Origin of the sequence: Endozoicomonas sp. G2_2, assembly GCF_017744135.1 — a bacterium.
Lineage (GTDB): Bacteria > Pseudomonadota > Gammaproteobacteria > Nevskiales > Salinisphaeraceae > Salinisphaera.
The window spans coordinates 1-23,253 of record NZ_JAGHQU010000011.1; the positions used below are offsets into that span (position 1 = coordinate 1).

Consider the following 23,253-nt stretch of genomic DNA (forward strand, 5'->3'; position numbering starts at 1 on the left):
GAACAGGGAAAGCAGATTAGCCTCGGGCATGGCGGTGGCCTTTCTTGGTTGCCTGGAATGCGTGGTAGCAATCCAAGCTTAAGCCATGCGGTCACCGCCGCCTTTCACGCTTATCTGCGAAGAACCAAAAAAAAGGGTCGGTCAGTGTGTCTGACCGACCCTATCCACATGCAGCACACGTGCGGCCCTACTTGCCCGATGCGTGTTTACGAAGCTAGTTGACCTTCATGCAAATACGCGCGGGCCCAGGGACCAATGTCCCATTGGAGCGCCGAAATCCGTTGCTAAAATCCATCAAAGCGGCACCTTGGGGACAGTCGCCATCTTGGAATGAGCCGAACTCGTTCGCCTTGCCTATAACGGTGACCCGGTCCCAGATCACTGTGCCACTGCAATATGTGCCACGGTTGATCTTGCGGTTGCCGCCCATGCTGATACAGGTTCCAGTATCACCATCCACCTGCCGTCTCGTCTCCTGCCAGCCGCTAACGGCCTCCAATCCACCGGAGACGCCACCCGCCATTCTGACCATGGCGTTATCAAGATCAGATGAATCAGCTGCGACACCAGCGGTCGATACGGCCAACAAGCACAGAAGTACGTAACTGGCATTCAGTGAAATTTTCATTACTCACCTCGCTATTTTGTGGACTACGAACCACTCGGAATTCCAGTCACTGGCACATGCCTGCAACCGATGTCCGCGCGGCTACCTCCTCAAAGCACAGCGAGGTGTAGCAAAACTGCAATAAAGGCCGAAAAGACCGCTGGTAGCGTCGCGGGGTCGGGATCACGCGCTGTCACACGGCCGTTTGGATCAGGACACGCTCAGCACCCATGCCGGCGCGCCTGCCGAGATACCGCCACCGACCTGGGCTTCATCCACGTATAAATGCCGGCACCAAAGCTGCCGACACGCTCGTTGGCGCGCGCCGCGCGTGGCGGCTATCGCACTCGCGACCAGCACGGCGTGAGCGAGGTAGTAGTACAACGCCGCGCCGGCGCCTTCGCGGCCTTCGAGCAGGGCATTGATCGCCGGGCCATCGAGTCGGTGCTGATCGAGGGCATAGACCAGAATATCCACGGCACGCTGACACAGCGCGCCGGCGTCCCATTCGGCCCGCGTGAACAACCCGGCATCGATCGCCTGCTCGAGCGTTGTTGCGGTCAGTGACGCAATACGTGCCCGATCTTCACTGACGAAGCCGGCTGTGATCAGACGTATCCCGAAATCCACCGAAGACAACATCTCAGGCGCGATCGCCGCTTTCGAGCGACGCGGGGTCACTGTCGAGTTGATCGATCCGAGAGAATAGGCCGGCGACATCACCGACATGATGTACCCGAGGCGTGGATACGAAGGCCGGGCGCATCAACGCCAGCCCCCTGGGACTGGGTCAATCGCGCGTTTGATTGGTGCGTGACGGCTTTCATGGAGCAGAAGATTGCGTGCGGGACCAGCTTTGGGTCTATAAAGGGGGTCGGTATGAACCATCTGCGCAGGTTTAAGCGACTCATCGGGCAAAAAAGCGCCGCTGGCACCAACGGGGAGATATTCGCGTGACAATTACGCCGCCGAACACCGCTTGCCAGTCTGTGACTCACGCCGTTGTCGCGCCGACCCGACGAACTCAAGCCCAGTTGGCGCGTGTCATCCAGGCTCGCTCGCGAGTGTGAGATGGCCAGGCACGCTACGCCCCTGAACCGGATCCCGCGCGTCTGCCGGCGCTTTCATGCCATCCGCGAGCAGCTGCAATGGACGCAGCGCGACGCCGGTCAGCATCTCAATGTCTGTTCATCGCTCATCCAGCGTATCGAGCGTGGTCAGGAACGCCCGGGGTGGCGTGTCGCATTCGCGCTACGCAATGAAGGCTTTTGCCTGGACTGGCTCTATACCGAGCGTGGGCCCATGCTTCTTAGCGAGCCCACGCCATACAGCGCCGGGTTGTTCCCGCTCTATCGCTACTCGATAACCCCACAGCAGCTGCACAGCATTCGAGCGCAGCTCAGCCTGAGCCAGCGGCGGGCCGCTACGATGTTCGACACGACAGCGGCCACGTGGAAGCGTTGCGAGTCAGGCCAGCTCGAGCCGAAGGGCACGCTACTGGAAGCGCTGGCCGAACGGGACGTGAGTATCAACACTCTCATCACGGGTGAAGGCCGGCTTTTCAGAGGCATGCGCTTTGGTAGTCAGATCGAACTCGCGCTTGCCGATTCGGGTGAAGAGGGCGCCAGACGAGACGTCTACACGCTCTAGCCGCCCCCTCACTCGTGTGGTCACAGACCCTGGCAGGCCTTTTTCGCGATTGCACGAACTCTCGATGGGCCGAGGCCGTTGATCTTGGTCAAGGCGCCGGCCGATGACCACGGCCGTCCCGCGACGATCTCTCGAGCACGCGACGGGCCGACCTGGGGCAGGGCATCGAGTCGCGATACCGAGGCCGAGTTGAGGTCGATACATTCTCGCGCGGCCGCTGTCCGGGCTTGTTGTGTGCTGGCGCCTGTCGACTGGCTCACGCTCGCGTCGACCTGAATGTCGCCGAAGGTCACGTACACCGGCGCATGATCTGACACACGCTTGCGTGCCTCTTGATGGGTCATGCCCAGCCACGTCGGGAAGTCAGCGATCCCCGCCGAGGTCACGTCGAACTTGCTGGGGTCGAGCCAGATATTGTCGTAGAGATTCGCGTAGCGACCGTCCGTGGGCGAAAGCGTTGTCGCGCCGCGCGTGATCATGGGCTTCAAGACCGCCTTCAACTCCGCCCAGCTCGAATCATCCGGGGGCATATTGAAATCGCCCGCGATCACGACCGGATGGCCGAAGGTATCGCTGAGCCAGCTGTGATAATCGTCGAGCACCTGGATTTCGGGGCGCCGGTCGCGCCGGCCATCGCCGTAGACGATATGCACCGTGGCGTAGGTGAAGGTTTGGCCGGTTTCCTTGTCGCTGAAATTCGCCGACAACGGTTCGCGAGCAAAGATGTCGCCCGGATCCAGATACTGCAGCGCGCCGCCCTCGAAGGAGACCGCCGATTCCCGCCATGCAAAGGCATAGCGTTCCTTGTAGCTCGATCGGCCTGCCGGTTCGCTGGTCAACGTCCCCCATGCAGCGCCGGTCTTTCGCTCCAGTGCGCGCTCAAGCGTATCAATGGCCTCGTTGTTCATCGCTTCCTGGATGGCCACCAGGTCGAATCGCGACACGATTTCGGCTACCGCTGGCACGTCCTTTTCATTCTTGAACCCGAGATGCTTGATATTGAAAGACGCCACGCGCACCGCGGCGGTAGCGCTGGAACTCATGATCGCGAGCACGACGATGACCGCCGGCAGGAAATAGCGCATAGGCTTGCAGTTGGTTTGATGGTTCATTGAATATCGCCTCGACGCGCGCGTGCGGCCGCAACGATCGCCGCCGGCTCATCGAACCATGTGGAGAGCGGCAGGCTGTCACTGGTGCCCGAGCTGGTCACGATGCGCCCGATCGGGTCGTGCTCCCGCGCCTCGAAGGCAACAACCTGTTTCATACGGGTCGGCTGGAATGCCAGGGGCGTCTTGCACCCCATCGACAGAACCTTGGCACCACCGCCGCGACGACGCTCCACGATCACGAGCGCGTAGTGGTTGGCACAGTCCGCCGTGGGCGCGTGCAGGGCATAGATCGGCCCGAGCGCCAGCTGATAGGCACCGATCGGCTTGACCGTTTCGACATCGGCGAGATCGGCGCTGCGGCCGACTGATTCCAGATAGATCGAAATCCCCCGTGAAATGACATGCTGGCGCACGATGATGGTCTCATTACCCAGCTCGAACGTGTCGAGATCGCGGTATGTCAGGCCGCCCACGTTCGGCTTGATGACCGTCTGGCCATCGTTGAGTTCGATATCGAGCGGGCGTAAACCACACCCGGCCAGCACTCCCAGAATGACGGCCACCATAGCTAGGCGTGCCGCGATCAGATGCGATCGGCGCATTGATTTCCCCTCCAGTTTGTTCGCAATGTGTCCCGCACCCTCGCGTCCCGAAGGGGCGCCGTAGTGCTCACATCCAGAGTGAGCCGCCACACGAGCGCCGCAAGCCGCGAAATCGGTGCCGGCGCGGGCGTCAGCTGGCTCGTCGTATCGCCGGCCCCACGCCCCCGGTCACCTCATAAAAGCGCCCGTACGGTGAGCGATCGCCGCGCGCTCGTGCCGTATCGAGCCGGATGCTGTTCGGCGAACGCTTTTATGCGTCAGAGGGGTTGCGGCGCGCAGACGAGGGACGAGAGTGAATCGAAATCACCGGGGGAAAGCGATGAAAACGATTCTCGAACAACGACGCAAGCATCTACTCGCATCGACGACGTATCTTGGCGAGCTGCTGCCGCTACAGGTCGGTAACTTCAAGATCCGCGCGATGCCGTTGCGCTGCGAAAAGTGCCAGCAATCGATCGATCCAACCGCCAGCCGCGCCCAGGTTAAATGCCACACGAACAACGCGCTCGCGGTGGACATGCTCGTGACGTGCAGCTGCGGTGAACGTGTCATCCGAAAGGAATATCTGGCGTTGTCGCGCCGGCTCTACATCACGCTCATCGATGAACAGGATCGGCAAACCGTATCGACCTATCGTGCAACACCCCAAGCCGCGGGGCCGTCCGTCCTCATGGCGCTGTATTTGGCCGTGCGCGAAACGACCTGGCGTGTCGTGGGCATGGTCTTCGGCGCCCTGTTGATGGGGTGTATGGCCATGCTGCGCCCGCTGGAGTCGCGCTTGGGCGAACAGCTGCTGCCGCTCGCGCTGCTGCTCACAGCGGTTTTGATCGTCGTTCTGACCATCGGCGCGCCGAGCAATGGATTGGGGTACTAGCATCGATGGCTGAATACGATACCCGCCCGACGATCGCGCTCGATTGTGACGATACGCTCGTGAACCTGCGTGACCCCATGATGGCCATGCTCAATCGCTTGTCCCATCGCCAGTCGCACTGGCAGGAATGGGCCGACTATCACCTTCACCGTCGTTACCGCATGACCCCGTGCCGGCTGCTCGACTTGGTCATAGAACAGGGCGTGCTGGAACAAGCACGCCCGGAGCCGGGCGCTGCTGCAGCGGTACAGGCGCTGCGAGAGGCGGGATTTCGTATCGAAGTATGGACGGCCCGGCGATTCCACCCGGATGCACTGAAGATTACGGCCGAGACCCTGTCACCGTTGGGCATCGAGCCCGACAACATTCGGCTGTTTCGACTGACGGAATCGAAAGCCAGACGCATGATCCAGCGCGAGGACGTGCGCTGGCTCGTCGATGATTGCCCGCGGCATGCCCGGTGGCTGCACCGGCGCGGCCACGGTGATCGGATCGTGGTACCGGCGTTGCCCTGGAATCGAGACATAGCCGCGACACGCATGCGCTCTCTGGGTCAGATCGCCACCCACATAATCACACGCAGCCGCCGGGAGCGTGGTTCTTATCGAGCCGTATCCGCTGAAAGCATGGTCGCCTGAGCCGGTGGCGGCCTCGCCTCGGTGCCTGCTGACGGTGGGCGATTACGAAACCCTGGAACGAACGCTGTTCGGTCTTCCCTTTACTGCTGAAAGAGCCCCGCGACGCGCATACAAAAGGCTTCGCAAGTCTTCTGGATGGTAAGGCTTTCGCCCGCGTTGAACACGTGGCAACAACACGAGAATAAATCCATGAGAACGGTAGTCATCTGGGCAGTGCTTATCTGCGGCCTGGCTTTGCCAAACTACGCCGCGTCAGCCCCTCACAACTGCGATAGCTACAGCTATATCCTGCGAACCTATGACCTGACTTGTTCGCGAGAACAGTGGGCTAAAGCCCGCGCCTGGCGGAACCGGCAGAACCGCCAGTTCGAATATAACCTCGAGAGTAGTTCACCCAGCGCGGTGGTTCACTCGATGAACACCACCACAGCCGCTGCGTTCGGGCGTCTGTACGACCAAACTGTATCGCTTGAGATCGTGAATATGCTGGGCGAACCGAGGGTAATAGCATCGGCAGCCGGTCCGTTCGAGATGATCGAATTTGAGTGCCCTGGAGACTACTGCCACCTACCGGTTTACGTGAGTAAATCGGAAAGACTCTGGATTCGAGGGCCTTCGAACGGGGTGACCGTGGTGATGAAAGGGGATCACGCGCGTCAATTCCTGAAGGATATTGAAGGGCGTAGCATCGCCTTAATCGACTTTCCGCTCGAAAAGCCGCATTTGGAGATCGAGTTCATGTTCGATCTGTCAGGTTTCAGACGTGACCTGTTATTCCCGTAGTGAAACCGCGATCTAGCGCGACCATGTTGAGCGCCTCTACTCTGGCAGTTTCTTCTGTTAGCAAGATGCGGCGCCCCGAGTTTGGAAGACAGGATTCTTTGCGGCGAATAAGATGTTCGCGAAGGAGGATCCATCGTCCGTTTTCGCTTTATTCGAGGTCATTTCAACGGACTTCGAGACGTAGATCACTACCAGCTAAGGCAGACCACAAAACATTGGTCTGCCTCAGCCGGCGTGAGGTGTTGGCCGATAGTAACGGTCTCGATAATGACTGCAGCAATCGTGACTGCACTCAACAACAGGCAACGAAATAATACTTAACGGGGGAACTGAGAATGAAAATCGGGATAGCACTAATAGCCTGTGTCTTAACTCTTGCAGGCTGCAGCGACGGTAGTACCAGCATCAGCACGCAAGAAACCAACGCGCCCACACAAGACAGACTAGAGGATCAGAGTAGAGCGGTTCTTTTCCCATCGAACAGCTCACAGATCTTGTGGCTGTCGGATGCGATGGGCCGATCACTCAACTATACCGGCGATTATCAACACGATGACGCCTACGAGACTTTCCAAATCAACCAGATCACTTCAGTGATCTATGAAAATCCAGTTCTGCCAGAAGACAGCTTCAAGTACCTGATCCTAAACGACGGCGCTACGCAAGTGCTTATTTTAGCGACGGGTGAACGGCTCGAAGTCACGGATATCGGAGACGACTATAGCGTTACACTCACGACGCGCCGTGAGGACAACGGGTCATTCGACACGCTCACAACAACGCTAAGCACACTGGAAGACGAAGCGTCCGAGAGCACGAACGCAGGCGCACAGCTGCGCTACCAGGCTTCGGGTAGAAAGCAGGGCTCAATGATGGCCGGTTTTCAAAAGGCAGCCGGTGCAGAAATGAAAGTGCTTTCGCAGGTCAATCCAAATGGCCCGCAGCAAGTCAGCACTACCGTTCAAGGAGCGTGCGGGCCCATCGAATCAGGCCTTGTCACAAACCAGACGACACTAGGCACGCCGTCAGGCCAAGGCATCGTGACCTCGCTGTTCGAGGATGCACGCGCGACGGTGACGGTGCCTTTCGATTCGACACGCCAGGCGTTTTACGCAGAGTTCCCAATCAGCGTATTTCCAACCGCACTGGAGGCCTCGGCGATCCTCGTGTCACAAACAAGCGTTGGGGTTCTAACGGACAAGATCACGGGCAAAATCAGCAGCAAGACCCAGATCCAGCGCCGGGCGCTGATTGCCTTGAGGAAGCGCTCTGGGCCTGCCGCTTCGAGAACCCGTCAGGTCGCCGGGCGGATGATCGAAGCGATCAATCAGATCAACAGTTTCCAGACAATCAAGGATCAGATCATCGGCGGTGTCAACAAGCTGAAAAACTTGGGGCAAAGCATTGGCATATTGGCCGCCGGCAGTGCTTCGGGCAATTTGGCCCCCGCACGTATCAGCTCAACCTTCACCGCCTATAGTGATGGCGCCCAAGTCTCCGACTATGAACTCGTCGACTTCCCGGGCGTATCGCTACTGGAATTCGAGCTGCGTCCCGACGGTGAATCAGTCACGCCGATGCTATCCGGCGATATCGAGATCAGCCCAGCAAGCCCCGGGCCCGGCGAGTCCTATCGGCTAACGCTGTCCACGACGTGCGATTCGGCACCAACATTTAGTGTCCGAATTCAGGTCGCCGGCACCGATGGCTATAGCGATTCTGAAACGATCCCCTTGATGGAAAACGCGAGTCTTTCGATTCAAGTACCAGGGGCTGGAAATCAGGTTCGCGACACAATCACGATAAGCGTACTGGACGGCGATGATCAGGTCGTTGACCAGACAACAGCAATCGTCGTATTTGGCAGTAGCTCGCAATAACGATCGAGGTGACGCTGTGACGACACGATCCGCACTCTTTGGCATTCTCGCTATTTCAGTCGCGATCTCCTCTGCATCAATCGCCTCGAGCCAATCGGTGGACAGCAGCGAGCTGCACTGGGAATACCGGTCTTTGCGACTACCCGAGATCCAGCTACAGCCTGAACACGCCGGTTCGGACCAGTACACCCTCAAAGTGATCGGTCCGATTGAGCTGCGCAGTCGTCGAACTGGTATCTCTCGTCTAAGTGAGCTCCATGGCAGAGCGACTCGAGATTGCGAGTCGCTCTGCACGCTGACACTACGCCTCGAAGCCGACAACATGACGATCTCGACGCTAAGGGCAGGCTCGGCCGTGCTGCGTCTCACTGTGCCAATCGAGAGCGGGATGGCTGTGTCGACATGGCTCGACCGCCACGCGACGAGCGACAGCCCAGTTGGCTTGCCGACAGGCACCGTGCTCGACCTAAAGCAATCTTGGTCTAACGGTGGGATGCGGGTTGTTCTCAGGCACGAAGGCCTCAACCACTGGCGCGGTCAGGCGTCCTTCGGGAACTATCCGGTCATGTTCACCGTGCTGCAGGAATTGGCCGGCTGCGATTCGATCGCCGAAGGCGGCGCCCTCTATCGACGTCTTGATTCTGCAGGGCTTGTCGCGCACCCAACAGAAGGGATTTCTCGAATCGACTTCAGCCTCGCTGGCACAGACGGGGTGGTGTGGTCGGGCGCATCTGAGAGCCAATCCTTCGCGTGCCGTGGCTGATGTTGCAGTCTGGCCGTAGTCTCAGGGCCAGATTGCGGATGCGGTAACGCCCGCCAGGCGATAGGCCATCAGGCGCACTCGCAGGGCGACGCCTTTCCAGCTTGAACGCCAACAAGGGCGGAGCTTAGATATCGAACCCCAGCCCGCTACATTCGGGCAGTAGGGTGCCGGAGAAGCCGACGTTGAACAGGTGCATATCCTTTGCGGCGGTCTTTGGGCAGTCGATAAAGTCGCGGTTCAAAGCGGGCTTATGAGCGGCGATCAGTAAAGATTCAATCACTGCGATCGTCGTCTTGCCGCCCACACGCATATCGCTGCGGCTGTCCCAGGGCACGCCGAAGTAAACCGACAGTCCCACGTGGTACCAGAACCTGCCACCGATATGCTCGGCAATGCGCTTGAGTACCCCCCGCCCTGAGTCGCTCTTTCGTGTCTGGCCGATATAGAGCAGCACGTTCGGGCCGTAGACGGGATGACGGCCATGAATGCAGTAGAGACTCGCGCCCTCTGCGACGTCTGGGGGTACATCTTTCGGCACCGTGTAGGCATCGCTTTCGCGGTCATAGCCAATCACGTGCGGGCCGTCCCATTCGATATCGATTACTCGCACTCGCGCTCCTTCATCTCATTCTGTTGTGGGAGAAGACCTATCACCGCGGCCGCGGTCGGCGCGCAACTCCAGGCCTCGCTTGATGACATACACGACCAGTGCGACGACGAAGAACACCAGCAACAGCCATGCAATGCTCGACAGCGTGCCGATCAATGTTCTGTAGACCTCGAGGATCCAGCGGTCAGTCGTCAGCGACAGCGCGTTGGTCTCATGGAGCTGGGGCGTGATGTAGCGCTCGATTTGGCCAATCCGCACGCCGCCCGACACGCCGACAACACACATGGCGAAGTGCAGGTATCGACGCCAAGAGCTGGCCATCTCGCCCGGTGTGATCAGGTTCATGATGGCGCTGATAGAGCCGTTGAAGAGCCGGGCGACAAGGGCGCTGGTAGCCAACGCCAGCAGAAAGGTCACGACGAGTAGGGCGATGAACATGGCGCGCTCGGATTCCTGAGCAGGGCTTCATGCCAATCCTACGCGAGCGCAATCAGCTATTGTCTATCGCTCGGTTGAACGCATGAACAAGCCATGTGTGGACGTTACGGAAGAACAACAGCTGCGGCGGCTTTCGCCGAGCGTATCGGCGCGAAGCTCTCCTCGAATCTGGACGATCGGCCCGGCCATAATCTCCCGCCCGGCACATTCCAGCTGTGCGCGCTCATCAATCCCGATGATGGAGCGTTGACCCTGGGCTCGAGCTGGTGGGGCTTCATACCGAACTGGGCCGACAATACGAAGCTGTCACCCATCAATGCCCGGAGCGAGACCGCACACGAGAAAAAACTGTTCGCTCGTGCCTTCGAGAGTCAGCGGTGTATCTTGCCGGCCGATTACTGGGTGGAGTGGCAGCGCGATGGTGACCATAAACAGCCGTTCCTGATCCGACCCAAGCAAGCCGATCCATTTTTCTTCGCCGGGATCTGGAGCAAAGCCTCGCGCCTACCCAAGGACCACAAGGCCAGTGGCCAGGTGACATTCGCAATCCTGACCGGTCGGCCGAATGACGACATAGACCAGATCCACGATCGGCAACCACAAGCCCTCACTCTGGAAGGCGCCCACGAGTGGCTGAATCCCGACAAATCAGTCGATGATCTGCAAGAGGTGCTCAGCGAGGGGCGGTACAAGGCCTATGAGCACTGGCCGATCGACCCCAAGGTCGGTAACCCGGCGAACAACGACGCATCGCTGTTCGAGCCCCGCTAGGTTGCTAGCGCGGCATGTGCCGTTGAGGGATGGTTGAATTGGACTTTCCAATCGCTGTAGATCGAAGGGTCGAATGGGATCCCAGCCTCGACAGCGTGCTCGTACTCTCGCCGATACGCGATGGCCGCTTCGAATGCGGCCAGATCATGCATCGCCGTGATCCGATGCTCGCGACCCGCGTTGAAACGGCGCGGCCGGCGTTTGCCATTCACGTAGACCAGCACTTCATAGGTTACCAGCGCAGATCGTCCCCGGCCGTCCTCGATCAGACGCCGGCACACGCCCTGGTATCCCGTGGTGCGATTTCGTGAGGTCGGAGCGCTCACCCGCCTGCGACGGTGCAGGCCCAGCTCCTCTTGCCAGTCCATGCAACAAAGGATTGCGGCAACCCACGCTTCGTGCTTAGAACCGTAATGGCGAACATTGAAGCTCTGTCGGCGAATACGGCAATCCACGCTCGTTGTTGCAGTGAGCCAGCCATTGCCATGATCCTGGATGCTGCCACGATGCTCGAGCGCCCGCAGTTCGAACGGATCACCGCCGAACTGCTCATAGGCAAAGAGCATGAAGCGGACCCAGTCTGCTTCACGCAGTTGGCTGAGATGGCCATAGAAGCGACGCTCCCATTCGAGCCGCTTCCGAATGGCGTGTCGCAACGCGGCCTCGAGGCCGTATCGGTCAACAGAAAACCGCCTGGTATGCACCGTACCGTTCGCGTGATCCTTCCCTGTCGCGCTCACAGTCAAGCTTTTTACGCCCCTGGACTCTATGTGCGAGATCGTGACGCCCGCACGACCAAGAACTGAGCGAACCCTATGGGTGACGCCACGCACCGCAGGAAGAGGGCCAAGCTCACGCTCGCGCCCACGCCGATCCACTCGAGCGCGATGGCTCATCGGGAGCTTCCGATCGCGATAGCGACGCGCGCTATTCTGAGCCTCTATAGGGCTCCTATTCGCTAGAGAAAAGGACTTCGCCGGGCAACCGAGATCGTCAGGCAGATTGACGATATAAGCGCCTTGGTGGAAGACGATATACGGCAGGATTGGCAGGCCATGGACGTCGACATTGGAAGGGTTCATATTTCTCAAGGGGCGTCTTTCTCGTCGGTCCGGTGCGAAAATTAAAGGGCCTTCTACGACTTCTTCCGTGATGCTCGCTTTCGTGACCCGGCGCGGGCCTGGCGCAGCTCCTCATTGAGCATGCTGATCGTCGATTGACGCTCATCGGCCAACGCCTGGGCCTTGCCCGCCTCAGCCACCTGAGAAGCGAGACTGCGTTCGAGTTCCTGCTCACGTGTCGCCGATGCATCGAGTTTCGACTGCACGTTCTCGAGTGATTCATGGAGACGGGTTCGATCCTGCTCGGCCACGGTCAGCGCCTTCTGAAGGCCTTGATTCTCACCACCAAGGGCCCGCGCACGCTCCTCTGCGCGATCACGGGCTGTCGCCACTCTCTCGAGTTCTGCAGCTGCTTTGTCTCGTACAGTCTGAGTTTCGGCGCGAGCCGCCATTTCAGCTTGCCGGGCCTCATCTATCTGTTTCGCCCATGCCGCTTGCTGGCTTTCCATGCGCTCCTGGGATAGGCGCAATGCCTCCGTCAGACGCTCGCGTTCCGCCTCGACCTGGGCAATCTGGGTACGGCTCGTATGACGCACATGCCGGAGCTGGGCGGCGGCCTGTTTGCGATCATTCTTGAGCTGCTGGCCTAGTTCTTCCCGCTGCTGGTCGAGGTGGTGCGCCTGAGCTTGCGCTTTGGCCAGCTCCTCTTTTGTCTCATCGAGCGTGCCTTGTGTCTTGTCGAGCAGAATATCGAGACGTTGCGTCTGCTCCACAGCAGTCGTTGCTTTCGTCTGTGCTTCGGTCAGCTTGTCCTGAAATTCCTGTTCGCGCGCCTGCAGCAGCTCGCGTTCTTTTTCGAGATTCGCCTTGGCGTGTTCGCCGGCATGTCGCCACATCGTGCGTGCCGCGGCCACGACGGGATCCGGTAAATCGAGGGGCTGGCCTGTATCGAGCTGTTTACCGATTACAGCCCATTGCTCATGGATACGCCGCTGCAGGGTCTGCTGTGATGCCGTGGTCCCCAACACCGATCGCACACGCGCGAGAGACGGGTACTCGCCCTCGACGAGGAGGCCTCGCATCGCCTCGAAAACACCATCGTCTGTGAGTGTAGTGCGCGTCATGATCGTGGATCGTAGCCCATCGACGCCGGCTCAGGTGTCGGGATCTGGGCGATCGCGTCCGTGACCTTAGATGCGCCGATCGCGAAATACCCAGTGAAACCGTACCCATCATGCGCGAGACCGTGCCACGTGTTCTCCGTGTCCCGGTAAACAACAGGCCTCGAACCCAAGCCATGCGATGTGCCGCGCAAGAAAGCGATTACGGCCTCCGCATCGTTCGTGACCGTGCGTCCAATGTCCTCATCCACGATCGCTATGTACTCCAGATCATCGTACGTGAGCACTTCGTGGGTAAACGTGCATCGCAAAGTCGTGAGGGTCATTTCTGATGCCTGTTATGTGTTACGTGTACCGTAACATACGTTACGTTTTTAGCGTGCTGTTGACCATAAGTGTACTTATGGTCAGTAGGGTTTGCGCCGAAAAAATTTCCTCACCGGAGGTCGAACAAGTAAACCTTTCTTGTTTCGCCAACTAAACCTTTGGAACCGAGGGATAAAGGTTCAGTTGTAGTGCCATCAGCGCCGCGACCTTTCCAAAGGTTTACTTGCAAATCACAAATCGACCCGTCGTTAAGTCACTGATTTATTGAGCGTGCATTCCAAAGGTTGTCTTGGCTGCTCCAAGGCGTGAAGCAAGCCATCAGTGCTCGAATGCGTCCTTTCGACTACATGACTTGTTCGAAACCGCAGGGCCATACTGGGCTGTGGGATGCCCTTGAACGTAGTAAGTTCGCAGGATGCTCGGCTTTTCAAATGGCTATTTCGGATGGGCGGAGAACGCCAGTGGCACCATGGTCCATGTGGGTGAAGTCGAACGCGGCCTCGCCTGCGGCTGTTACTGCGTCACATGCAGTCGACCCGTTCTCGCACGCCAAGGCACAAAGCGGATCTGGCATTTCGCGCATAGGGCTGACACCACTTGCGAAGGTGAAAGCGCACTTCATCGAGCAGCCAAGGCAGTGCTCGTCGAAGCGGCAGAGCAGCAGCTGCTGATTCGCCTTCCATCGGGCCTGACTCCGAGGCTCGAGGCCGCAACCACCGAGTCACCCATAGGCAAAACCCGTAAGGCAGACGTACTCGCCACGATCGGCGGTCGCTCATACGGAATCGAGATACGTGTGACCCATGCGAAGAATCAAGCGGCGCGCGATGACTACGCCGTAGCGGATGTCGAAGCGTTCGAGATTGATCTCAGGAAGGTGCCGCATCACCTGGACCGCGGCGAGCTCACTCGGGCCGTATTGGACGGCGCAGACCGGCACTGGCTTTACAAACGCGGCCTACCGAATCGGACGCCTCGTGCGCATAGCGCACGCACTGCGAGACCGGCCACTCGACCTGAAAGTTACGAGGAGATCACGAACAAGGTTATCGACTATCTGACAAGCCGAAACGGTCAAAACGATCCATTCGTATCATGGCCGGTGATCCGGGCTGACGGCATTACCCGCCTGGCCGCATCACAAGCCCAATGGGAACGCGGCACAGTGTCACCGAAGCTATATATGGTCCGGCGTCCGGGGATCTACACGAGTCGTGAGTCTGGCGGCCCGAGGCTTCGCATAGAAGGCAAGGTAGCCACACCTAAAGGCGTAGCTCGTGTCGATGTCGAGTTGGTCTTCGATATCATCTCGCCGTCAGCGGTTGAGCGCCCTACTTTGCTCATCGTGTGCCCCGGCATCCTAGTTGAGTCGAGCTGGCCAGGCGCCCTGTTCATGCAGTGGCACGGCATCGACTCGTGGCGAGACAAACTGACGTCGATCTACCACAGCACAGACGTCTGATCTTGTCTTAGATGTTGATGCTGATGGTGTCCTTGCGGCTGATACGCTAGCCAGGGCTAGAAGTAGCGCATCTCTGCATTCAGTGGCACGTAGGGTCCATCCCCGCTTTCGGGGTGCAACTTGATGTGTGCCAGTGATGAAGAAATAGCGTTCGGATGATCCCCTCGGGCAGGGGGTGAAACGCGAACAGGCCCTCATGCAACGCCATTTCAGGCGAATAACCCCCGCCGGACGGGGTGCGACGCGCTGGCTATGCACGCCGCTGCCTTTCTTTGGATAATCCCCGCAAGCGGGGTGGTGTGACTAGGCCAGCGTTCGCAGTAGCTCGAGCACGACCGGAAAATCCCCGCGAGCGGGGATGCGACGCTGCTTGATGATGCCGACGCCGGTGTTGAAGTCGGATAATTCCCGCGAGCGGGGATGAGACCAGAACTTCGTTCCGGAGATGCCGTTGTCGCCGGGGTAATCCCCTGGTGCAGGGGGCACCTGGTCGCTCAAGTCAGGCATTTAGCCTCCATCGGGATGATCCCCGCGAGCGGGGGTGCGTCGGCATATCGCTGGTGCGCAAGCCGAGCATGACCGGATAATCCCCGCGAGTGGGGGGTGTGTCTTTGTAACTCCACGCCGAAAATATCGAAAACGCGGTTAATCCCCGCGAGCGGGGGTGCGTCGGATTTGATCCATTTCCAGTAGCGCGTAATCACGGATAATCCCCGCGAGCGGGGGTGCGTCAAATGATTTCGGGGCCGCTATGATCTCGCGTGCGGATAATCCCCGCGAGCGGGGGTGCGTCTCTAATAGACAAGCTCATGTAAAAGAACGGCAATCCCGGAGCACCAAAAAGCCACCGACTACAGCGGCAACGCTTTGAGTGCATCCGATGGACGGACAACGTCGAGGAACACGCGCCGAAACCGCTGTGGGATTGCGGCGGCCAAGCCTTTTAACTGCCCGATCGATTCACCGGCCTCTGATCGAAAGCGTGGATCCAGTATCACAATCTCGGCGCTATCAGCCGGGTGCCTGAGAGCACGCCCGATACCCTGGCGCACGCGGTGAACAGACTTGGTGCGCATCTGGGCGTGTACCGTTCGATTCGCCTTGGCCTCGGACTCTACTCGACTCAGTCCACGCACCTGAAACGCCATCATCGTCATCAGAAGATGTGCCGGGTCGATTGACTGCGCCGGGTTCCGAAGCAAGACAACCCGTTTCCAGAACGTCTCGCCGCTTCGGCTCGGTGATAGCCCTTCCCATCCCGCCGGTGTGAGCAAGACGTTGTCATCGTTCATGCCGTGGGCGATCTCGTTCAAATCAGCGCCTCGAGGGTGGGTTACAGCTCTCGAGCGTGCTCTATTGGGCCAGTGTTCCAGCAAGCTATCCACGTCTCTATAGCTGCAGCACAGAACGAGGGTGCGACCGGGTGAGCCAGCAAGAATCTGATTCACAGCAAACCGTGCGTAGAGCGGATTCAATGCGAATCCCTCATCGTCGCGAATCAGAGGCACACACGGCGCAGTCGGCACCGAGAAGCGAAGCTGTCCGAACTTCTTCGCCTCGTGGCGTCTAAGCACGCCCAGACGCGCATCGCTCTGGTTGATTCGAATTCGGGACAGCAGGTAGCGAAACGCCGGATCGTTAGCCGATCCGGACATATCGGACAACGTCGCGGACGTGAAAATCGTAATTCGCTGATCCAGATCGTTGCGGATCATTGCACCCGCGTCTTCGCGAGCACATACCAGACGAGGGTGTCCCTGCACTGGCGAGTAGGATAGAACAAGGTTCTTTCGCCCTGCCCTCATTTCCTGTTCGATCATTCTCGCGGAACTACGAATGATGGCCCACGCAGCATGGTTCGCTGATAGATCCGGATCGGGTACGGGTGTGTGCTTGATCGAGACAAGGGCATCGAGGATCTCATCCCGGTCACGGTCACTGATCAGCATTGCTTGATCCGCGAGCTTCGGGTCGCGCTTGTGATGGAACAGGGCCGACCAGCGCTCGGCGTTCGTCTTGTAGCCCAGATTGCGCGCCACTCGCATGACGTTGTTGAAGCTCAAGCCATAGGACATGGCTTCTTCCGCAACATCCGGGAAATGCTCGGCCTCGTCCACGATCAAGGCGACATCGCTTTCCGCATCATCAAGATCGGCAACACCTCCTCTCAGCAGATCCATCACCAGTAGTGACTGATTGATTACGAGAATGTCCGCATCTCGTGCATCGGCGAAGGTCTGCTTGAGAACTTCAGGCAAGGGCTCCTCATGGCCAATCGAGATATCGCCCAGCCTTATGCCATCCGGTAGCTCGTTCTCATCGAGATCAAGAAGACAGCCCTCCGACGTGAGTGCCCAGTGAGCCAGCCCGCGGGTTGAGGGCGGACGATTCGGATCATCGACAACGTCGGCCAAGGTCTCAGCATCGAGGGCCAAAGCGAGCCGTGTGGGCGAGACGTAGTTACGCCGGCCCATTCGCGTGGCGATTCTCAATGGTCCGCGACCGTTGTAGCGCTGGAAGCCGTTTATCAACTCGACGTTTCCCGGCGCGACAAGCTGGCGCTGTAGAGCGCGCGTGTACGTCGCGACCACGACACGACGCCGGTGCCCACGCGCGCCGGCAATCCAGTCGGCTGCACTCAGTAGATAGCCGAGTGATTTGCCCAGGCCAGTGCTGCCTTCAACGCAGTGGATGGAGCCCAAGCCGTGCTCGAAACAATCAGCGATCGACGCCGCGTACTCGATCTGAGCGGCGTTGTGCCGAAACGAAGGCACCCTGTTGGGTAGAACCTGATCGATATAGTCAGTCGCGCATGTGGGCATCAGGCGGCCTCGTCGCGAAGCGCGCTGACGGTCGCCAGCTGGAGCAGGCCGCAGCCATAACCACGCCGGCGCCCAATGCCATCGAGATACGCTCTGGCAAAGGCGCTGACATCGTCGATACGAGCGGTGCAGCGGGCAGTGATCAGAGGGACCGTGAAACGCTTGTGGTTGAACTGCCGCAAGGTGATCAGGTGCGCCCAGTCGGGCATTTCGGCCAGAGCAAGCCCCGAGCGCTCGAACAGCCGCTGCGAGTAAGCGGTCCATTCTTCGGAGGGCAATGTTCCTTCCTTTCTCGAATCGGGCCCAAATCGATGCAGTGGCAGCGACGCCAAGTCGATTGTCGCGTAATCGCCCTGCTCTACTGCGATGCGTCGCTCACGCGAACCCTTGAAGGACCGGTCGGAACGGATGGTCAACAGCCACCGGCGCTCATCGAAGGGCTCAGAGCGGAAAATAAACGGCCGCTTCTCGATCTTCTTATCGTCCGCGGTAGTCGAAAAGAGAGACCAGACATACTTGTGCAAGTCGTCTAGCGTCAGGCGATCGCCCTGCGGTTCGATACGAGCTAGGACTGTCGCTTCGTTATATTCGATGTTCATTGCGCCGCCTGTAAGATTTTTTCCATCTTCTTGTGTAGTCCGAGTCGGTCATGCGGGTCGCTTGGCAGGCGATGAACGAGCTCACGTGCGTTGGGCGTCTTTGCCAGCCAACGGGTTAAGGCGTCCTGATCTAGCTTGCCCCGCGCGGCAGTCGTGATCGGCTGCCAGAAGCCGCTCTTCTGTGCTTGCGTGACGTGATCGTTCTCCCGCGCCCACCTCGCCACGTCGAGCAATGCGGATAGGTCGGTACAGGAGGCGCCTGTGTCCGAGTTATCCCAGAGTTCGCGCAGATCAGTTGTCATGCGCAGTGCGCCCATGAGGACCAGCGACTTACGTCCGAAGTTGCTGATATAGACGAACCCCTCCTTCGGGTCGCCCAAACGACCGTCGCTATAAAGCGCCATCAGCAGTGACAGTGGGTCGGTCCTGTAGACCCGGCCCTTCGCCGCGAGCGCGCCATCTTCCACGCGTAAGCGAAAGCCCTCGTTGACTGCGAGAAATAGCTGATTGCTACTCGTGATCACAGCACCACAGCCAGTCATCATGCCAAGCATGACCGGGACTGGGATTTTGTTCGGACCGCGCCGGCTACCGATCCCCAGCTCATCGAATGATCCGATCTTCGGTGAGTAACAGGTCGTGCACAGATACTGCTTAGCAAACCCGCTGCCGTAAACATAGGGGATCGCCAAGGCGGAATCTTCGACCGAAGCCCACGGGCGACCACAACACGCGCACGCGCCTGTTTCCGGGGTGACCGACTGGAGATCTGCCACCTCACGCAATCGCGTTGTCGCCGCGTGAAAGCGACTATAGGCATCCATCACGCCACCTCGCGTTGAACACGGCCGGGCCGCAGCACAGACACAACCTCGCCACAGGGCGTGAGTCTCTCCTGCGATGCGATGGGATCGAAAGGTAGATCACGGTCGATGTCGCCAGGCCAAGAACGACGCTGCCAGCCAGCCGTATCGTCAGGTTCGACCGAGACCACAGTGAAGCTACCGGCCCCGCGCGTATGGCCGCGCCCTATTCCATCGAGCAGTTCGATCAATTCGGCACAGGACTCGGGGTCACCATCTCCATAGAAGACCAGATACGGCGATAGGTAGCCGGGATATTTGTTCAGCCGCGTCAGGAAGCGCCCACCCGCCTCGTCGATACGCTTGAGGGGATCAGATACCAGGTGTCGCTCGAGCTGGTCGAAGCTCGATACGGTGGGTATCTTCGCCGCCGCAGCAGGCGCTTCAGGCGTTGAAACAAAGATAATCTGGCTCGCCCGATAACCCTGGACCTCGTCATCGAAGCTCAGGGGCAACTCGTGCTCGACGTCCCAACGACCCGCCAGACGGCAAGCCGCCTCGTGCAGTAACCCGTCCAGGCGCGGCGGAACGGTGGTCAGTAGCACAGGCGAGTGCAACGCCAACAGCATGCGGAACTGCATATCAGCTCGCCGCCCGCGCACGCTCGACCGTGTAGGTCTGGAAATCGTACTCAGTGAGGCCGTCGACGAAGTTCTCAAATGCGCGCTCGAGTTCCTCGCCTTCGAGGACCAAGCCATCGGCTGATAGCTTGACCACGCCTTTGCGCTGGGGCTTGAGCTTCATGGGGAGCCATTCAAGGACTTCCCATTCTGCGCTGAACTCTCCGAGGCCGGTATTACGATGGCCCCCGAGAAAGGGATGGCGCGCAAATTCAGCCAAGCCCAGCAGAAGCATACCCAGATCGGTATCGGTGCCGCTGATCAGCGTCATGCGATGGCTCATTTCGGAACCCGGTGCGATTGACTCGAATCCGGCCAGCGGGTGCTTGATCGACTCAGACGCCCCTTCACGCTCTTCCTTGATCTGGCGCTTCTGGGTTTCCTTAGCCTTGATCTCGTCGTTGAGTTTCTTGCGATCGGCCTTTGATTCTGACGTCGCAGCTTCGCGCTTGAGCTTTTTAATATCGCTGTCGAGGGTGGCGATATCGCTTTGCGTTTCGCGCGCATTTGCCAGCTGAGAGAGCAGCACGTCTCGATCTTCCGGCGATAGGTACTCAACCTCCTGCGAGTCACGCTCGAACATATCCGATCGCGCACCCCGCCCTGCAGTCATGACATTGTCCTGCGAAGTACGCAGTTCGCCGACCGCCAAACGACCTGCGAGTTTCCACCGGCCAAACAGGTCCATGAGTGGATTGTTCTCACGCACCATAACCTGGCCTATCGGGTCCGCGAAGCTGCCGGCTTCATTGCTGGTCTCGCGCGTAGTGTCCACGCCCTCACCGAGCATATAGGCATCGCGGAGCGTAAATACCTCGCTCTCTGGCACCCCACGGGCGTGTGCCAGCGCCTGACGTACAGCCCGATAACTGGCTTTGCGCAACGGCCCACGGAAGGTGCCCCCATGGAGCATGACTTCACCATGCGGGGTTCTGGGCAGGCCTTGATGATCAGGGTAGGAAACACTGATGGGTGAAACTGCGGTTACGGTGCCTTGAAGTCGAATCATCGTACGAACCATTGCTGTGGCGAGTGTTAGGCCGAGCCCTTCAATAGCGCCCGGATGCTTGAGTATCGGTTGCGGCCTCTACGAGGCGAGCTAAAAAGGACTGTATGCAGGCTCAGCAAGAAGCCCTAATTCGTCGGGCAGACGCGTCCCGGTACCGGCATTCAAGTGGCGGAGTCTACGGGCAGGCGATCGGTTCCTTGAAGAGGCCCCGAAAAACAACCTCAAACCGTGGCTTGCTCGGGTAAGCTAATGCATGTTGTGAGGGCGAACTCTCTCAGATGGCGGTGGGCTCCCGCCCTTCCCCTTTCATGTAGTAAGTAAAAAACCAGGATCGATATGTTTTGCCGCCTCTTATTCACCATCGCTCTTCTTCTTATTCTGGCTGGTTGTTCACCCGAACCACCGACTACTGAACGCATGCAGGCCCTTCTTGAGGACATGGTTCAGACCACGATCGAGCAAGAGCGTGGCCAAGTCGAGTCAACCCGAGCGGGTCGCCTCATGATGCAGTTCTCCGACCTGCCGGCGGCCGATGAAGCGAAGGTAGAAAACGTGCTGATCAGAAAGACGGAAGCGGCACAGGACGATAATCTCTATGTCACGGTGTCATTCGACGTCGTCGTGCGCAGCGATACCTTCCAGGAAACCAAAATCGTGCTGATCGCTCACGAAAACGATGAATGGGTGTTGGAAAAGGTTCTCTAACGCATGTATGTAGGCGCCCTCTTCCACCTATTCTGGCTAGGTCATGCGCTGCATACTCAGAATTAGTCGATGCAGAGAGGGATGTCATCACCGATGAGTAACCCCCCGGTCAAAAAAATACACTCGCCTGTCACGACACCTGACCTGTCTCGTGCGGCAGTCCTTGACGCTGAGGTACGACTCACCACGGCTCAAACAGACGTCGAGGCAGTGCGGGCTTGGCTACGAGCACGTGGGCAGCGCAGCGAGGCGACTTTCGATCGCTATGCCCGACAGGGACGTCGCCTGCTGGAGTTTCTGCATAGCCGCGGCGAATCATTCGCGACCATGACCATCGAAACCGTCCATGCCTACGAGCAGGCAATGATGGCCGGTCACGTTGGGTCGAAGCCTCTATCCAAGCAGTACGTCGATGAGGCCTCGGTTGTCCTGAGTTCGATGTTCTCTCTGCTGGTACAAAGCGAGTACATCAGGCGCAACCCTTTTGTTCTGCGAGAGCGAACCGAACCGACAGAGGACGATACATCGCTCGAACGCTATCTCGACAACGAACAGCTCGACGCCCTGTTCACTGAAACCGACGCACTGAGGGACGTTGACCCTCGCACAGAAGCCGGCCTGAAAGCGGCACGTACACGATTCCTGTTGCTCTGGATACTGATCACAGGCGCACGAATCAGTGAGGTTCTGAAGTCACCCATGAAAGGTGGTGTCGTGCTCGCCGACGACGGCTGGGTCTGGAAAATCGTTCGCAAGGGCAGGAAGAAAGGTGAGATCCCATTGCGAAGTGATGCGCTGGATGCCCTACGGGACTACCGACGGTGCTTCGGGTACGATTATTCCCTGCCGAGTGAGTATGAGGACGATGCCTTTCTGATCCTGCCGGTACGGGGCAAATCCATCAAGCCGCTCAGTCGAAGCATCATCTGGCGCGACCTGAAAGAGTTCTTCGCTCGAGCCTCAGCCCACCTGGATAGTCCAGAGAAAGCTGCCAAGATGCAACGTGCCTCGGCTCACTGGTTGCGCCACACGGCCGCGACTCAGCTGCTGAATGAAGGCGCGACCATGCGCTTTGTGCAGAAGCTACTCGGCCACAACCATGTCGGCACTACTTCCAGCATTTACGACCATCTTGAGCGCAAGGAATTCAGGCGCGAAATGGAAAAAGGTCGTCAATTTCGCTGAGTAGGCCGGAAGTGATTGTGTGTGGACCCCTTTAAGGGACAAACCCTCCATACACAGGTGCTACATGCTCGATCCTCACCGCGCTGCGACATCAACCGGCCAAACGCGCCACGCTTTCCGCAACGGCTCGGCTCATACGTCGCCCCATGGTCATAGCGAGCCGTTGGCACCGATCGCCGCGTACCGCACGGATCATGAGACGCGCTATCGGATCACTTACAAGGACATCTCTGCAAAGGATCCCGAGTTCGATGATATCCAGATCGCCAAGATCTCTGTCATCGGTGAATCGCTGAAGCACGGCGATGCTGTGATGTGGGCTTACTCGATTCGAAGTGTCGGTGACACCGCCGATATCGACCAGCTGTATCAGGCTGCTACCAATGCTTCGCAAGAGCTGGCCGATGCCCTGGCCACGCTGCGCGGCTGGGAACCCGGCATCGTCGGAAATCCCGACCCGGGGCCGATCCTGGTACTCGATTCAATGGATATACCGCCCAACGCGAACGCCTTCGTTCGAGGCTTGGTGGCCGCGTTGTCCCAGGGCGTGGTGGACAAGCCGGGCTACCTCGATGCCAGCCGCCTGATCGTATCGATCCAGTCGCCGGCGCCGTTTACTCAGGATGCACTCGGGCCAGAGATGGGCCTGTTGATGGATCGCCTCAAGGTCAAACCTTCATGGGTCGTGCCTTGGAAGCCGGCAGATCCGGATTTTCACGCCCTCGTTAAGTAGTCGGCAATCGACACCCAG

The 23,253-nt window shown here is 58.9% G+C and carries 26 protein-coding genes and 1 CRISPR repeat array; of the genes, 11 read left to right on the forward strand and 15 right to left on the reverse strand.

Annotated elements, in window-relative coordinates; translation table 11 throughout:
* Positions 1-214: 214 nt before the first annotated feature.
* Both J7355_RS13110 and J7355_RS13115 read right to left on the reverse strand, forming a co-directional pair.
* Entirely contained in the window at positions 215-628 is a 414-nt protein-coding gene (locus tag J7355_RS13110) for a hypothetical protein (protein WP_209063426.1), read from the reverse strand.
* A 189-nt stretch (positions 629-817) separates the two neighbouring features.
* Complete coding sequence (locus J7355_RS13115) at positions 818-1,336, reverse strand: hypothetical protein (protein WP_209063428.1); 519 nt, start codon at positions 1,334-1,336, stop codon at positions 818-820.
* 342 nt (positions 1,337-1,678) lie between these two features.
* Here J7355_RS13115 and J7355_RS13120 point away from each other — a divergent pair, with 342 nt between their 5' ends.
* Positions 1,679-2,257, forward strand: a complete 579-nt coding sequence (locus J7355_RS13120; RefSeq protein ID WP_209063430.1) for a transcriptional regulator — start codon at positions 1,679-1,681, stop codon at positions 2,255-2,257.
* 20 nt (positions 2,258-2,277) lie between these two features.
* Here J7355_RS13120 and J7355_RS13125 read toward each other — a convergent pair whose 3' ends face one another.
* Both J7355_RS13125 and J7355_RS13130 read right to left on the reverse strand, forming a co-directional pair.
* On the reverse strand, positions 2,278-3,369 hold the full coding sequence (locus tag J7355_RS13125) for an endonuclease/exonuclease/phosphatase family protein (protein WP_247739986.1): 1,092 nt from the start codon (positions 3,367-3,369) through the stop codon (positions 2,278-2,280).
* Positions 3,366-3,971, reverse strand: coding sequence for a hypothetical protein (locus J7355_RS13130; RefSeq protein ID WP_209063432.1), 606 nt, complete (start codon positions 3,969-3,971; stop codon positions 3,366-3,368). The genes J7355_RS13125 and J7355_RS13130 overlap by 4 nt, the downstream gene beginning before the upstream one ends.
* A 319-nt stretch (positions 3,972-4,290) precedes the next feature.
* Between J7355_RS13130 and J7355_RS13135 the strand changes: the two genes are divergently transcribed.
* The 5 genes from J7355_RS13135 (at position 4,291) to J7355_RS13155 (ending at position 8,909) form a co-directional block, all read left to right on the forward strand.
* Positions 4,291-4,845, forward strand: a complete 555-nt coding sequence (locus tag J7355_RS13135; RefSeq protein WP_209063434.1) for a hypothetical protein — start codon at positions 4,291-4,293, stop codon at positions 4,843-4,845.
* Between the two features lie 5 nt (positions 4,846-4,850).
* On the forward strand, positions 4,851-5,483 hold the full coding sequence (locus J7355_RS13140; RefSeq protein ID WP_209063436.1) for a hypothetical protein: 633 nt from the start codon (positions 4,851-4,853) through the stop codon (positions 5,481-5,483).
* A 189-nt stretch (positions 5,484-5,672) separates the two neighbouring features.
* The gene (locus J7355_RS13145) at positions 5,673-6,266 is read left to right on the forward strand and encodes a hypothetical protein (RefSeq protein ID WP_209063438.1); all 594 of its coding nucleotides are present in this window, start codon (positions 5,673-5,675) and stop codon (positions 6,264-6,266) included.
* A gap of 494 nt (positions 6,267-6,760) precedes the next feature.
* Positions 6,761-8,146: a hypothetical protein gene (locus J7355_RS13150; RefSeq protein WP_209063440.1), complete on the forward strand. Its 1,386-nt coding sequence runs from the start codon at positions 6,761-6,763 to the stop codon at positions 8,144-8,146.
* Between the two features lie 16 nt (positions 8,147-8,162).
* On the forward strand, positions 8,163-8,909 hold the full coding sequence (locus J7355_RS13155; protein WP_209063442.1) for a hypothetical protein: 747 nt from the start codon (positions 8,163-8,165) through the stop codon (positions 8,907-8,909).
* 124 nt (positions 8,910-9,033) lie between these two features.
* On the opposite strand, the gene J7355_RS13160 is transcribed toward J7355_RS13155, so the two are convergent.
* Together J7355_RS13160 and J7355_RS13165 are read right to left on the reverse strand one after the other, a co-directional pair.
* Positions 9,034-9,519, reverse strand: a complete 486-nt coding sequence (locus J7355_RS13160) for a hypothetical protein (RefSeq protein WP_209063443.1) — start codon at positions 9,517-9,519, stop codon at positions 9,034-9,036.
* A gap of 15 nt (positions 9,520-9,534) precedes the next feature.
* On the reverse strand, positions 9,535-9,957 hold the full coding sequence (locus J7355_RS13165; protein ID WP_209063445.1) for a hypothetical protein: 423 nt from the start codon (positions 9,955-9,957) through the stop codon (positions 9,535-9,537).
* A gap of 93 nt (positions 9,958-10,050) precedes the next feature.
* On the opposite strand from J7355_RS13165, the gene J7355_RS13170 reads away from it, so the two are divergent.
* Positions 10,051-10,728 (forward strand): SOS response-associated peptidase, encoded by a 678-nt coding sequence (locus J7355_RS13170; protein WP_209063447.1) that lies wholly within the window; start codon positions 10,051-10,053, stop codon positions 10,726-10,728.
* Here J7355_RS13170 and J7355_RS13175 read toward each other — a convergent pair.
* Genes J7355_RS13175 through J7355_RS13185 form a run of 3 tightly spaced genes read right to left on the reverse strand, consistent with a single transcriptional unit; the run spans position 10,725 to position 13,236 of the window.
* On the reverse strand, positions 10,725-11,819 hold the full coding sequence (locus J7355_RS13175) for a hypothetical protein (protein ID WP_209063449.1): 1,095 nt from the start codon (positions 11,817-11,819) through the stop codon (positions 10,725-10,727). The two genes, J7355_RS13170 and J7355_RS13175, sit on opposite strands and share 4 nt — an antisense overlap.
* 44 nt (positions 11,820-11,863) lie before the next feature.
* Positions 11,864-12,913 carry a DNA-binding protein gene (locus J7355_RS13180; protein WP_209063451.1) on the reverse strand — a complete coding sequence of 350 codons (1,050 nt, stop codon included), beginning with the start codon at positions 12,911-12,913 and terminating at the stop codon, positions 11,864-11,866.
* Positions 12,910-13,236 (reverse strand): hypothetical protein, encoded by a 327-nt coding sequence (locus J7355_RS13185; RefSeq protein WP_209063452.1) that lies wholly within the window; start codon positions 13,234-13,236, stop codon positions 12,910-12,912. Before J7355_RS13185 ends, J7355_RS13180 begins: the two co-directional genes overlap by 4 nt.
* 416 nt (positions 13,237-13,652) lie before the next feature.
* Between J7355_RS13185 and J7355_RS13190 the strand changes: the two genes are divergently transcribed.
* Positions 13,653-14,699 carry a competence protein CoiA family protein gene (locus J7355_RS13190; protein ID WP_209063454.1) on the forward strand — a complete coding sequence of 349 codons (1,047 nt, stop codon included), beginning with the start codon at positions 13,653-13,655 and terminating at the stop codon, positions 14,697-14,699.
* 303 nt (positions 14,700-15,002) lie between these two features.
* On the opposite strand, the gene J7355_RS13195 is transcribed toward J7355_RS13190, so the two are convergent.
* From J7355_RS13195 to J7355_RS13220, 6 genes are all read right to left on the reverse strand, one after another.
* Entirely contained in the window at positions 15,003-15,206 is a 204-nt protein-coding gene (locus J7355_RS13195) for a hypothetical protein (RefSeq protein ID WP_209063456.1), read from the reverse strand.
* A 12-nt stretch (positions 15,207-15,218) separates the two neighbouring features.
* Positions 15,219-15,492: a CRISPR direct-repeat array (repeat unit 29 nt; unit sequence CGGATAATCCCCGCGAGCGGGGGTGCGTC).
* Positions 15,493-15,550: 58 nt separating this feature from the next.
* Positions 15,551-17,521 carry a helicase C-terminal domain-containing protein gene (locus J7355_RS13200; protein ID WP_209063458.1) on the reverse strand — a complete coding sequence of 657 codons (1,971 nt, stop codon included), beginning with the start codon at positions 17,519-17,521 and terminating at the stop codon, positions 15,551-15,553.
* Positions 17,521-18,120, reverse strand: a complete 600-nt coding sequence (locus tag J7355_RS13205; RefSeq protein WP_209063460.1) for a type I-E CRISPR-associated protein Cas6/Cse3/CasE — start codon at positions 18,118-18,120, stop codon at positions 17,521-17,523. Before J7355_RS13205 ends, J7355_RS13200 begins: the two co-directional genes overlap by 1 nt.
* Complete coding sequence (locus tag J7355_RS13210; protein WP_209063462.1) at positions 18,117-18,944, reverse strand: hypothetical protein; 828 nt, start codon at positions 18,942-18,944, stop codon at positions 18,117-18,119. The genes J7355_RS13205 and J7355_RS13210 overlap by 4 nt, the downstream gene beginning before the upstream one ends.
* Positions 18,944-19,564, reverse strand: a complete 621-nt coding sequence (locus tag J7355_RS13215) for a hypothetical protein (protein WP_209063464.1) — start codon at positions 19,562-19,564, stop codon at positions 18,944-18,946. The genes J7355_RS13210 and J7355_RS13215 overlap by 1 nt, the downstream gene beginning before the upstream one ends.
* Position 19,565: 1 nt before the next feature.
* Complete coding sequence (locus tag J7355_RS13220) at positions 19,566-20,612, reverse strand: hypothetical protein (protein WP_209063466.1); 1,047 nt, start codon at positions 20,610-20,612, stop codon at positions 19,566-19,568.
* 417 nt (positions 20,613-21,029) lie between these two features.
* Between J7355_RS13220 and J7355_RS13225 the strand changes: the two genes are divergently transcribed.
* From J7355_RS13225 to J7355_RS13235, 3 genes are all read left to right on the forward strand, one after another.
* Positions 21,030-21,317, forward strand: coding sequence for a hypothetical protein (locus J7355_RS13225; protein WP_209063468.1), 288 nt, complete (start codon positions 21,030-21,032; stop codon positions 21,315-21,317).
* A gap of 327 nt (positions 21,318-21,644) precedes the next feature.
* Positions 21,645-22,502: a tyrosine-type recombinase/integrase gene (locus J7355_RS13230; RefSeq protein ID WP_209063470.1), complete on the forward strand. Its 858-nt coding sequence runs from the start codon at positions 21,645-21,647 to the stop codon at positions 22,500-22,502.
* A gap of 64 nt (positions 22,503-22,566) precedes the next feature.
* Entirely contained in the window at positions 22,567-23,235 is a 669-nt protein-coding gene (locus tag J7355_RS13235) for a hypothetical protein (protein WP_209063472.1), read from the forward strand.
* The last annotated feature ends 18 nt before the right edge of the window (positions 23,236-23,253 follow it).